Origin of the sequence: Pseudomonas sp. PGPR40 (assembly GCF_022014505.1) — a bacterium.
Classification (GTDB): Bacteria; Pseudomonadota; Gammaproteobacteria; order Pseudomonadales; family Pseudomonadaceae; genus Aquipseudomonas.
In genome coordinates this window covers 1-11,650 of record NZ_JAKLSP010000028.1, presented here as the reverse complement: position 1 = coordinate 11,650, position 11,650 = coordinate 1, and the positions used below count along the sequence as shown (strand labels likewise).

Sequence of the window (11,650 nt, the reverse complement as noted above, 5' to 3'; positions counted from 1 at the left end):
GTTGACTGCACGGCCGCCATCACCCCCCGAGCCTTTCCGTCAACACGCTGTCCCTGTAGGAGCGAGGCTTGCCCGCGAAAGCTGTGTGTCAGCCAACATCAATGCTGGATTTGAAACCGCCTTCGCGGGCAAGCCTCGCTCCTACAAGGGATCTGGGGCGTTCGCAAAAAATGTGTACACAGGAGATCCCCCTGTGGGAGCAGCCTGATCTGGCGATGAGGCCAATACAGCCACCACAAGACTTGGTGTCAGACCACTAAACAAGCACTGTTTAAACGACACTTCCAGATACTCACTCAGGCTACATATCCTTGCGCCGTTCCCTACGACTACGCCAGAATCCGCCGGCTTGTGCGCCTTGGGTCCGGGCTCTATCGTTTGCCTGTCGCTGAAAAACAGCGATCGGGTTTAGCGACCCGAACCTTTGTAGGCGCAACAGCGCTCCCAACTCTCTTGCAGATTGTTCATGTCTGCGATTGAAGTCATGGCGGCTGTGCGTGGGAGACCTTCGGGTCTGCCGGGCGCCTACACCCGGTTCGCTAACCTGCGTGCAGCCGCCACCCATACTTGTTTAGCGACAGGTCTCGGTGGCTCCATTTACTGTAGGAGAGTCATCATGTTCAAACCAACACCCAATCCCCCGGAAACCGATCCAACATCCCCCTACGACTCCCTCGATTCCAAAAAACTCAACGAAGCCGCCGATCGCGCCCTCGATTACTACCTCAATCCATCAATCCCCAAAGACACCCCACGCAAACCCAGCACCATTTACCACGTCGGCGTCGAGGTCGATAACGAAACCCTGCTGGTCAATGCCTGTGCATCCCTGGCGTCGGCGAGCGTGATGCTCAGTGAGTTCGCAGGCTTGATGGACATGCCACATCGCAACATGATGTTGGGGATTCAATCGGTGGTCATGCTCGGTGAGCTGGCGGTGAACCGGGTGCTGGATAACCTGGACCCGCAAGGCTAACAGACACACTGATCGTTCCTACGCTCTGCGTGGGAATGCAGCCCGGGACGCTCCGCGTCCCTTTCGAGAGCTGGAACGCGGAGCGTCCCTTATGGCATTCCTTTGCGGCGCGTGGGAACGATCAAATAATTTCGACCCCCAAGGCAAGCCCCCTCGCCACAAAAGCGTGTTCGGCTCCATTTCTTAGAGCCACTCAAATGCAACTCCCGCAAAACACCCCACCTCCAAACCCTCCTGAATGAAGCTTTTATGACAAAAGTTCGGTAGCTCATCGCCACTCCGGTCATGCCTATGTAACGCGCTTGAGGGGGCCGCAAGGCCACTTTTCCAGCCGAGGGCGGGAAGCCGGGAGTGAGGCAATGGGGACTATGGAACGCTACTCGAAAGTGGGCATGCAAGAGCTCGATCAACGCCTGTCGAAGATCGTCGAAGCCGCGCGCACGAAGCCGGTTTCGGTCTATCGCTACGGCGCGCCGTGGGTCTGGATCGTGTCTCAGGACGACTGGCAGGGCGCCTTGAAAGAAGTGTCCAGCTACATCCCGCCGGGCCATTCACTGGTGCTGCTGCGCCCACAAATCGACGACTTGCTCGAAGTACACCGTGACGTCCTGCACGGCCTCAATGCCGAGCCCGGCATGCTCATCGCCCCGCAAACGGTCATGCACATCCTGCTGCTGCAGTTGCTCTATTCGGTGCCCAGCGAGCAGCAACTCTACGAACAGCTCAATTACAACCTGCTGTTCCGCTGGTTCGTCGGCCTGGACCTGAACCAGAAGGTCTGGGGCTTCAACGTATTGAGCCGCGACATCGCCACGCTGCTGAACAACCCGCGGGCGGTGCAGCTGATCCAGAAAATCATTGGCGAAGTGTTCTGCGGTGCCTTGCTGCAAATGCCCGAGTTCTCCTTGAACTTCGCGCTGCTGCACACCTGGCTGGGCAAACACGCCGCGACGTCGACAACAAGCAATTGAGTGGGCCGAACGCTGGGCAAACAGTGACGGTCATTTCGAATTCAGGGGGTGGTGTGGAGCATCTTTTCAAGTCACGGCTGGCGCTGTGGGGCTGGCTGCTGGTGGCGGCCGGCGCGCAGCCGGTATTCGCCGAAGACGCGGCAACCGCGGCGCCGACAAAGTTGGTCGATGTGAACGAATACTTCGTGCGCGGTAATACCGTGCTCGACGCACGGGCGATCGAAGAAGCGGTGTACCCGTTTCTCGGTCCGCAAAAGACTCTGAACGATATCGAAGGCGCCCGCGAAGCCCTGCAGAAGGCTTATCAGGCCCGTGGTTATCAGTCGGTGTTCGTCGAGTTGCCGGAGCAGAAGGTCGAGGACGGCATCGTTTATCTGCAGGTCAGCGAAACCAAAGTCGGCCGGGTGCGAGTGGTCGGCGCCAAGCACTACTCGCCCGTGGACATCCGCGAAGACGTGCCGGCCCTGAAGGAAGGCGAAGTGCCGGACTTCAGCAAGGTCCAGGGCGAGCTGGCGCAACTCAACAAGACCCCGGGCCGGCAGGTGATGCCGCTGGTGCGTGAAGGTCAACGCCCCGGCACCATGGACGTGGACTTGCAGGTCGAGGACCAGAACCCGTGGCAGGCCAGCGTCGGGCTGAATAACGATTACAGCGCCGACACAGAGAAGCTGCGCGCCGTTACCAGCCTGGGTTACAACAACCTCTGGCAACTGGGCCACAGCATTTCCCTGACTTATTTCACCGCGCCCCAAGACACCGACAACGCCAAGGTCTGGTCCGGTTCCTACACCGCGCCGTTGAACGAGCGCTGGAGCGTGCAACTGTCCGGTTATCAATCCGACAGCAACGTCGCGACCATCGGCGGCAGCAACGTGTTGGGCAAGGGGCACTCCTACGGGATCTCGGCGATTTACACGCTGCCGTCCAGCGACAACTGGTCCAACTCATTTTCGGCCGGGATCGACTTCAAGGACTTCGACGAGCGCCTGACCCTGGCCGGCGAGAGCGACAAGGTGCCGCTGCAGTACGCACCGTTCACCTTCGCCTACAACGGCTTTCGCTACACCGAAAACTCCCAATTGGGTCTTGGCCTGAGTCTGGTGGCCGGCACTCGCAGCCTGTTCGGCTATGGCAGCTCCGACGAAGACTTCGACTACAAACGCTACCGCGCAAGCCCCAGCTTCGCCGTGCTCAAGGGCGACAGCAATTACACATTCACCTTCGGCAACGACTGGCAGACCGCGAGCAAAGCCGCGTTCCAGCTGGCGTCCGGGCCGTTGGTCTCCAACGAGCAATTCTCGGCCGGCGGCGCGACTTCTGTGCGCGGTTATCTGGCCGCCGAGCGCACTGGTGACGACGGTTACCTGTTGTCTCAGGAGCTGCGCACGCCGTCCCTCGCCAAGTACCTGGGCAGCTACGTCCAGGAGTGGCGCTTCTACGCCTTCGCCGAAGGCGCCCAGTTGTACCTGCGTGACGAGCTCCCCGATCAGGACGCCGATTACGCCCTGGCCAGTGTCGGCCTGGGCACCCGCGCGAGCTTGAGCAAATGGCTGTCCGGCAGCGTGGATTGGGGCTACCCGCTGCTCGAAGGGCCGAACACCTCGAAACAGGAATCGCGCCTGCACTTCAACCTGCAAGCGACGTTCTGAACCTACGGAGTAATTTTTCATGCAGCGCTTATTCATCGCTTTCCTGATCTGCCTGGGCTTCGTGCTCCCGGCCACTGCCCAGGCCTGGTGGCAGGACGACTGGCATTACCGCAAACAGATTTCGGTGGACACCACGCCCCAAGGCGCGGCGATCAACGAGACGCTGGGGCGCACGGCGCTGCTGGTGCGCCTGCACACCGGCAACTTCACCTTCGATGGGGTCAAGGAGGACGGTTCGGACCTGCGCTTCGTCGCCGCCGATGACAAGACCGTGTTCAACCACCAGATCGAAAGCTTTGATCCGCTGATGGGAATGGCGCTGATCTGGGTCGATGTGCCTGTTATTACGGGCGGCCAGCGGCAAGACATCTGGATGTATTACGGCAACCAGAAAGCCCCGGCCACCGGCAACGGTCAGCTGACCTTCGACCCGAATTTCACCGCGCTCTACCACTTCGACGGCGCCAACGACACACCGCCCAAGGACACCACGGCCTACGGCAACACCGCGCAAAGTGCTACCGGCGCGAGCATCGACGGCGTGATGGGGCGGGCGTTGCAGTTCAGTGGCCAGCCGTTGCTGTTGCCAGGCAGTCCATCGTTGCAACACAACGCCGGCAGCGCGTTCACCTTCAGTGCCTGGTTGCGTCTGGATCAAGCCAATGGCGAACAAGTGGTTTTGGCAAGAAGGGAAGGGGCGAACAGCCTGTTGCTGGGCCTGAACCAGGGCATGCCGTTCGTGGAGATCGACGGCCAGCGCGCCGTGTCCACCCAACCGTTGAACCCCGGTCAATGGCAGCACCTGGCGCTGACCGCCGAGGGCAGCAAGGTTTCGCTGTACGTCAACGGCCGTGAAGCCGCGAGCCTAGCGGTCGCGATGCCGGCGTTCAATTCAATCATGGCCATTGGTGCCGATCTGCCGAGCGAAACCCCAGGCACGTATCAGCCATTCAGCGGCGCCATCGATGAGCTGCGTTTGTCCAAGGTCGCCCGGCCTGCCGCGCAGTTGCTGGCCGATGCCAATTCTCAGGGCGCCGAGTCGAAACTGGTGGCTTACGGCGTTGATGAAGAACAGTCGGGTTACGGCTTCGGCAGCCTCGGTTTCCTGCTCAATGCCGTGCCGGTGGACGCCTGGGTAATTATCGCGGTGCTGGTGCTGATGATGTTCCAGTCGTGGGTCATCATGATCCACAAGAACCGCATGGTCAGCCGCCTCCGCGCCGCCAACGAAGCGTTCCGCGAACAGTTCGCCACGGTCGGTACGCGCCTGGAGATGTTCGCCGATGATCAAGACCTCGCCCAACGTTTGCAGCACTCGTCCCTGTGGCGCCTGTATCAAGTGGCGGTGAAGGAAATCCGCACCCGCCGCGAGCAGGGCGCCGACACCTCATCGGTGTCGGCCGCGACCATCGAAGCGATTCGCTGCTCCATGGACGGCGTGCGCACCCGCGAGAATCAGGCGCTCAGTTCAAAACTCTCGACCTTGTCCAACGCCATTGCCGGCGGCCCGTACATCGGCCTGCTCGGCACGGTGCTGGGGATCATGGTGGTGTTCCTCGGCACGGCCATGGCTGGTGACGTCAACATCAACGCCATTGCCCCGGGCATGGCCGCCGCGTTGCTGGCCACAGCCATGGGCCTGTTCGTCGCGATCCCGGCGCTGTTTGGCTACAACCGGCTGATCACCCGCAACAAGGAAGTCAGCGCCGACATGCGGGTATTCGTCGATGAGTTCATCACTCGCCTGGCGGAGATGCACGGCGAAAGCCAGTCCAGTGAAGCGGCCCATCGCCGCGGCAATCACACCCACGCATCCGTCCCGGCCTGAGGAGCACTGACATGGCTAGCGTCAATACCTCCCACGACGATGACGATGATGCCGCGGTGGACAGCATCAACATCACGCCCCTGGTGGACGTGCTGATGGTGGTGCTGGTGATGTTTATCCTCACCGCCACCGCCCAGGTTTCCGGTATCCAGATCAACCTGCCCAAGGCCAGTGCCTCGGTGTCGCTGTCCGAAGCCAAGACCAAGGCGATCTCGGTCAACGATGGCGGCCAGGTGTTTCTCGATGCCTACCCGGTGACCCTGCCGGAGCTCGAAGACCGCTTGCGCATCGAGAAGGCGCAGAACCCTGACTTCCCGGTGATCGTGCGCGGCGACGCCACGGTGCAGTACCAGAAAGTCATCGAGGTGCTGGACCTGTTGCGCCGGCTTGAACTGTCCCAGGTCGGTCTCGTCACCGGCAAACCGACCCAGGGCTGACCATGACCGCACAACTCCCCATCAGCCCGTCGCCCGTCAAGCCGTCACCCCCGCGCTTTGTGAAGTGGGGCGCCGGGGTATTGATCGCCGGCGTGGCCGCGTGGTTTCTCTGGCAGTGGGCCAACGATATGAGTGGCGTGCGCCGGGAAGCACCGAAGGTGCCGACGATTATTCCGTTGCCGCCACCGCCACCTCCGCCGCCGGAAAAACCGCCGGAGCCGGAAACCCCCGTGGAAGAAAAAATGGTCGAGCCTGAACCGACACCGGAACCGGAGGAGGTCAAGCCCGAAGAAGAGGCGCCGCCATCGCCCGCCGATGACTTGGCCAACCCGATGCAAATGGACGGCGACGCGCAGTCCGGCAATGACGCCTTCAACATCGGCGCCGGCAAGGGCGGCGGCATGGCCGGTGCCGGAGGCGGGCGTCTGGGCAATGGCACGTACAGCCAGTTTTTGGCGTTCACCTTTCAGCGCTTGCTGCGGGAAAACCCGGACCTGCGCAACCTGGCTTTTTCGCTGCAGACCGAGGTCTGGCTGAGCAGCGTGGGCGAGATCACCCGGGTTGAGTTGGTGAAGTCCAGCGGCAACCCGGAAGTCGACGCCCAGGTGCTCGCCGCGTTGCGCGGCGCGCCGCATTTAACCGAACGGCCACCGGCCTCCATGACCTTGCCTGTGCGCCTGTCCCTGCAAGGGCGGCGTCCGGGTTAACCGAACACTTTCAGGTTTTGCCAAAAGGAGTTGTGTGCAGATGATTTCCAACGTGAATCGATTGTCCCTGGCGGTCGGCATGGTCATTGCGACCCTGGTCGGGCACGCAGCGGCAGCCCCTGCGCCCTCGGAAAACGCCACGATCAATCTGATCCGCTTGCTGGTGCAACAGGGTGTATTGAAGCAGGAACAGGCCGATGGGCTGATCGCTCAGGCGGAAAAAGAAGCGGTGCAAGCGCGTCAGGCCAGCACTGCGGTCGCTGCTGTCTCTGCCGGCCCGGCGGCTGCGCCCGGCGATGTGCGGGTGCAGTATGTACCGGCCGCGGTGCGCGATCAGATCCGCGACCAGGTCAAGGCCGAAGTCATGGCCACCGCCAAACAGGAAAACTGGGCCCAGCCCAACACTTTCCCTGAGTGGGTCTCGCGCATCAGCTTCGACGGCGACATTCGCCTGCGAGACGAGTCGCGCTACTACTCGGGCACCAACAGTAACGAAATCGTCGACTTCGCCAAGCTCAACAACAACGGCCCGTACGACGTGAATCCCAACAGCAGCACCAATCTGCCGCCGTTGCTCAACACCCGCGAAGACCGAGAAAACCTGTTCCGCTTGCGGGCGCGGCTGGGCATGAAAGCGGTGATCTCGCCCGAATGGACCGCCGGCATCCGCATAGGCACCGGTTCGGACAACAACCCGGTGTCCACCACCCAGACCCTCGGCGGCGGTTTCGGCAAAAAAGACATCTGGCTCGATCAGGGTTACCTGACCTGGAAACCGTCCGATCAGTTGACGTTGACTGGCGGGCGGATCGCCAATCCATTCTTCTCCACCGACATGCTCTATTCCACCGACCTGAATTTCGACGGCGTGGCGGCGATTTTCGACCACAAGCTCAACCGCGATTGGGGCTTGTTCGGCACCGTCGGTGCGTTCCCGGTGGAGTACACCAACGACACCAGCAGCAGCAACGGTTTCGACAAGGAAGAGAGCGACAACAAGTGGCTGTACGGCGCGCAGATCGGCGCCAACTGGGCGATCAACAGCAACAACCGCTTGAAAGGCGCGTTGGCCTATTACCGTTTCGACGACATCGAAGGCCAGCGCTCCAGTCCTTGCGAGCCCTGGGCCGGCGCACCGGGTTGCGACACCGACGGCAGCCGCTCGGCGTTCATGCAAAAGGGCAACAGCGTGTTCCTGCTGCGCGACATCACGCCGAACCCGCTCAACCCGTCCACCACGCCGCAACCGCAATTCGTCGGCCTGGCCTCGGAGTTCAACCTGCTGGACCTCAACCTGGTGTGGGACACCGACCTGCCGGAAGACTTCAAGCTGCGCAGCCAGGCCAATTATGTGCACAACCTCGGCTACGACGAAGGCGAGATGCGCAAGCGCTCGGCCGGGCAAATCGTCAACAACCTCGACAGCGATGGCGAGGTGGAAAGCGGTGCCAATGCCTGGATGGTCCAGTTCACTCTCGGCAACTCACTGGACTTGAAGAAGCAGGGCGACTGGAATTTCTTCGCCGGCTACAAATACATCCAGCCGGACGCCTTGCCGGACGGTTTCAACGACTCGTCGTTCCACCTTGGGGGCACCAATGCCAAGGGCTACTTCCTTGGCGGCAATTACGGCCTGGCCAAGAACGTCTCCGCCACCGGTCGCTGGTTGAGTTCCGAAGCGGTGTACGGCGCGCCGTTCGACATCGACGTCTTGCAGCTTGAAATCAACACGCGCTTCTAAGGCGCAGGGAGAGGGTTATGAATACTCGATTTTTGCTGCTGGGGCTGGGGTTATTGATCGCACAGGGGGCGAGCGCCGAAGGCATGGAAGAGCGCCTGCGCACCCAGCTGCGCAGCACTACCCAGCAGCTGCAAACCCTGCAAAGCCAGCAAGCTCAGGTCAGCGCCGCGCAAGTGGCGGCCGAGAATCAAGCCAAGGCTGCACAGGCGCAAATCAAGCAACTGACGGCGGAATTGGCCAAGGTCAAAGGCGTGGCCGAACAACTGGCCGGCCAGCACGACGGCCTGCAAAGCCAGGCCCAGGCGCAAGCGGCGGCTAGCAGCGAGCAGGTCGGCAAGTTCAAGAAGGCTTACGAAGAACTGTTGGTAATGGCCCGGGGCAAAGAAGTCGAACGCGCCCGGCTCGAGACGCAATTGGCTGAACGTGACACACAAATGCAGCAATGTTCAGTCAAGAATCAACAGATGTACGGCGTGGCCAAGGAGATCCTCGCGGCCTACGAAAAGATCGACGTCGCCGAGGTGATGAAGATCCGCCAACCGTTCGCAGGCGCAGCCAGGGTCAAGTTTGAAGAGCTGGCCCAGGGCTTTGGCGACGAACTCTACAAGACGCAATTCGACGCGCCCCAAGCCGCTATCGCTCATTGAATGACAGGGAAGACTTTCACATGACTCAATTGATCAGCCACGTATCGCCACAATCCCTCACCGACGTGCTGCAAGCCGCCGGTTACCGGGTCAATCAAACCGAACAGAGCGGCATCGTGCAGTTGCTCAGCGCCAGCCAGGGCATCGGTTACGCGGTGCGTTTCGGCAACCCGGCGGCCGAGCAGGGCAGCTACGTCGACTTCACCTTCAGCTGCGCCTTGAGGGTGCAGGGCGAGTTGCCGGCCGGGCTGGCGGAGCTGTGGAATGCGTCGCGACGCTTTGCCCGGTTGTCGGTGCAGGGCGAGTTTCTGGTGATGGAGATGGACGTGGTGGTCGCCGCCGGGGTGAGCGACGATCACCTGCGCGGCAACCTTGAACTGTGGGATCGCTTGCTTCAGGAGTTCATTGTTTACCTGCGTGAATACAGCCAGAACGCTGCGCAACTTCAGGCCCAGGCGGGACCCGTCGAGGCGCCCGCGCAAGAGGTGCCAGCCCTGTGAAAAAACGCACGGTAGTGGCCGGCGCAGGTGCGTTGGCCGTGCTGGTGATTGCCGTGGCGTTGGGACTGCGTCCGGGTAATGACCCGATCGCCGCTCAGCAGCCGGCGCCATCGGCGGTATTGACAACGAGTGAGCCTGCGGTCGCGCGACTGGGCAATCAGCAGGTCGCCCCTGAAGAACTCAAAGCGCTGCTCGCCACCTTGCCGGTGGAAGCTCGCGAACAATTGCGAGCCAATCGCGGGGCGCTGGAAAGCTGGATTCGCTCGCGCCTGGCCGAGAAAGCTGTGCTCGAACAGGCCGATGCCCAAGGCTGGCGTCAGCGCCCGGAGGTCGAGCGACAAACCCGCGCCGCTACCGAGCAGATCGTCTTTCGCGACTACTTGCAGTCGGTCAGTCAGGTGCCGACCGACTACCCCAGTGCCGTTGAATTGCAGCAGGCGTATGAGTCCGGAAAGGCTGGTTGGGTGACGCCGTCGATGTACCGGGTCAGTCAGATTTTCCTCGGCGTGGCCGATCTGTCGACGCTCGAAAGCGTGCGCAAGCAAGCGCTCGAACTGAGCAAAAAAGCCCAGGCTGCACCGACGGAATTTGCGGCGTTGGCGAGTCAGTATTCGCAGGACCGAGCCAGCGCCGAACGGGGCGGCGACACCGGCCTGCAACCATTGCAGCAACTGGTGCCGGAAGTCCGCGGCGCGGTGTCGCGACTCAAGGTCGGCGCGGTGTCGGAGCCGGTGCAGAGCGCGGCGGGTTTCCATGTGATCAAACTCACCGAGCAGCAACCGGCCCGCACCGCGACGTTGGAAGAACTGCGCGAACGCCTGACCCAGGCCTTGCGTGCCCAGCGTCAGGAACAGATTGCCAAGGCCTATCTGGAAGGGATGCTCAATACGGCGACGTTGAGTATTGATGGGGCCGAGCTCAACAAAGTGCTGGAGGAAAGACGCTAAACCATGCTCATAACAAACCCTGTGGGAGCGGGCTTGCCCGCGATGGCGGAATGTCAGACGCCGGGGATGTTGAATGTGCCGGCCTCATCGCGGGCAAGCCCGCTCCCACAGGTTCCTCACTGGTTTAAATAATTTCCATAGCGTTGGAAGTATTCAAAAACAAAGATCGACAGGGAGTCATCGATGTCATTCATAGAACCCTCAGGACGTCAGGGTGTTGTCGAATACCGATCACCGCAGAGGGCATCCGAATCCTGGCTGGCACTGGCCGCCGGGATCGATGCCGAGGTGGCGCAATATTTTATGGTCAGCGCCCGTTGTGGCTGTTTCATGCAGGCCGCGCGCAGCCTCAATGTGCGGGCGACCTTGCTTCGCAAGCACCTGGCGCAGCTGGAAGAACAGTTGAAACGTTCGCTGTTCAAATTCCAGGGCAGCGCGCTGACCTTGAGTCGTGACGGCCAGCAGTTGCAGGCGCAGTTGATTGCGCTGGTGCACGAGCGCAAGTTGCCCGTGATTGAACAGCCGTTGATTCGCCTGGCCGTGGCTGAGTCGATCCTGCACGACATCCTCGGCCGCGATCTGGTCTCGCTCCTGCGGCGCAACGCCAGCGTACGCCTGGACATCATTTCCCTGGACAGCGAACTGTCCCTGCGAGCGATCAGTGCCGATGTGGTGGTGTGGCTGGCGGGCACCGATTCGCCGTTGCCAGGCCCCAGTTTCGCCATCAGCGAGCTCCAGCGTCTGGCACGGCTGGACTATCTGCCGCACATCGCCAAACGCTATTCACGAGTCGCGGCGCGTCCGGACAGCTTGGGTGACCTGGCCGATTTCATGCTGGTGCAATGGTGGCATGACCGCCACGTCGGCGCTTATAGCCCGTGGAACAGCCTGGTGGAGCAGCGTCTGGCGGGGGTGGTGCAGCTGCATTCCTATGAGCTGATGCTGGAGATGATCCGTTGCAGCGCCTGCATCGGTTTGCTGCCGCACTATATGAGTCAATTCGACCGGGGGCTGATGGCACTACCCGGGCTCTTCAACCAACCGATGCAGCGCCAGGTTTGGATGGCGGTCAATGCTGACTCCCGGAATGAGGCCGGGGTGCAGGGGATCGTCGAGTTGATCCATAACACGTTCAACGAGCGGCGGGAGTGGTTCGAGAGTTAACGACTATCCAATGTGGGAGCGGGCTTGCTCGCGAAGGCGGTGTGTCAGGCAACATTGATGTCGACTGACACACCGCCTTCGCG

General features: G+C 61.4%; 11 protein-coding genes. All 11 read left to right on the top strand.

What is annotated here, in order from left to right:
- Nucleotides 1-616: 616 nt before the first annotated feature.
- Nucleotides 617-976, top strand: a complete 360-nt coding sequence (locus tag MEB48_RS22155; protein ID WP_237886029.1) for a DUF6124 family protein — start codon at nt 617-619, stop codon at nt 974-976.
- A gap of 359 nt (nt 977-1,335) precedes the next feature.
- On the top strand, nt 1,336-1,947 hold the full coding sequence (locus MEB48_RS22150) for a transposase (RefSeq protein ID WP_237886028.1): 612 nt from the start codon (nt 1,336-1,338) through the stop codon (nt 1,945-1,947).
- Nucleotides 1,948-2,000: 53 nt separating this feature from the next.
- Nucleotides 2,001-3,596: a ShlB/FhaC/HecB family hemolysin secretion/activation protein gene (locus MEB48_RS22145; RefSeq protein ID WP_237886027.1), complete on the top strand. Its 1,596-nt coding sequence runs from the start codon at nt 2,001-2,003 to the stop codon at nt 3,594-3,596.
- A 19-nt stretch (nt 3,597-3,615) separates the two neighbouring features.
- On the top strand, nt 3,616-5,424 hold the full coding sequence (locus MEB48_RS22140) for a DUF2341 domain-containing protein (protein WP_237886026.1): 1,809 nt from the start codon (nt 3,616-3,618) through the stop codon (nt 5,422-5,424).
- Between the two features lie 11 nt (nt 5,425-5,435).
- On the top strand, nt 5,436-5,861 hold the full coding sequence (locus MEB48_RS22135) for an ExbD/TolR family protein (RefSeq protein WP_237886025.1): 426 nt from the start codon (nt 5,436-5,438) through the stop codon (nt 5,859-5,861).
- A gap of 2 nt (nt 5,862-5,863) precedes the next feature.
- Nucleotides 5,864-6,568, top strand: coding sequence for an energy transducer TonB family protein (locus tag MEB48_RS22130; RefSeq protein WP_237886024.1), 705 nt, complete (start codon nt 5,864-5,866; stop codon nt 6,566-6,568).
- Nucleotides 6,569-6,608: 40 nt separating this feature from the next.
- Nucleotides 6,609-8,309 (top strand): putative porin, encoded by a 1,701-nt coding sequence (locus MEB48_RS22125; protein ID WP_095053760.1) that lies wholly within the window; start codon nt 6,609-6,611, stop codon nt 8,307-8,309.
- Nucleotides 8,310-8,326: 17 nt separating this feature from the next.
- The gene (locus tag MEB48_RS22120; protein ID WP_237886023.1) at nt 8,327-8,956 is read left to right on the top strand and encodes a DNA repair protein; all 630 of its coding nucleotides are present in this window, start codon (nt 8,327-8,329) and stop codon (nt 8,954-8,956) included.
- A gap of 20 nt (nt 8,957-8,976) precedes the next feature.
- Nucleotides 8,977-9,456 carry a YbjN domain-containing protein gene (locus MEB48_RS22115; RefSeq protein WP_237886022.1) on the top strand — a complete coding sequence of 160 codons (480 nt, stop codon included), beginning with the start codon at nt 8,977-8,979 and terminating at the stop codon, nt 9,454-9,456.
- Entirely contained in the window at nt 9,453-10,403 is a 951-nt protein-coding gene (locus MEB48_RS22110; RefSeq protein WP_237886021.1) for a peptidylprolyl isomerase, read from the top strand. Before MEB48_RS22115 ends, MEB48_RS22110 begins: the two co-directional genes overlap by 4 nt.
- 183 nt (nt 10,404-10,586) lie before the next feature.
- Nucleotides 10,587-11,567, top strand: coding sequence for a LysR family transcriptional regulator (locus tag MEB48_RS22105; protein WP_237886020.1), 981 nt, complete (start codon nt 10,587-10,589; stop codon nt 11,565-11,567).
- The last annotated feature ends 83 nt before the right edge of the window (nt 11,568-11,650 follow it).

What these genes read in the sequence shown, in the direction of transcription:
- MEB48_RS22155 (WP_237886029.1), top strand. Translation starts at nt 617, where the DNA reads ATGTTCAAACCAACACCCAATCCCCCGGAAACCGATCCAACATCCCCC.
- MEB48_RS22150 (WP_237886028.1), top strand. Translation starts at nt 1,336, where the DNA reads ATGGGGACTATGGAACGCTACTCGAAAGTGGGCATGCAAGAGCTCGAT.
- MEB48_RS22140 (WP_237886026.1), top strand. Translation starts at nt 3,616, where the DNA reads ATGCAGCGCTTATTCATCGCTTTCCTGATCTGCCTGGGCTTCGTGCTC.
- MEB48_RS22135 (WP_237886025.1), top strand. Translation starts at nt 5,436, where the DNA reads ATGGCTAGCGTCAATACCTCCCACGACGATGACGATGATGCCGCGGTG.
- MEB48_RS22130 (WP_237886024.1), top strand. Translation starts at nt 5,864, where the DNA reads ATGACCGCACAACTCCCCATCAGCCCGTCGCCCGTCAAGCCGTCACCC.
- MEB48_RS22125 (WP_095053760.1), top strand. Translation starts at nt 6,609, where the DNA reads ATGATTTCCAACGTGAATCGATTGTCCCTGGCGGTCGGCATGGTCATT.
- MEB48_RS22120 (WP_237886023.1), top strand. Translation starts at nt 8,327, where the DNA reads ATGAATACTCGATTTTTGCTGCTGGGGCTGGGGTTATTGATCGCACAG.
- MEB48_RS22115 (WP_237886022.1), top strand. Translation starts at nt 8,977, where the DNA reads ATGACTCAATTGATCAGCCACGTATCGCCACAATCCCTCACCGACGTG.
- MEB48_RS22105 (WP_237886020.1), top strand. Translation starts at nt 10,587, where the DNA reads ATGTCATTCATAGAACCCTCAGGACGTCAGGGTGTTGTCGAATACCGA.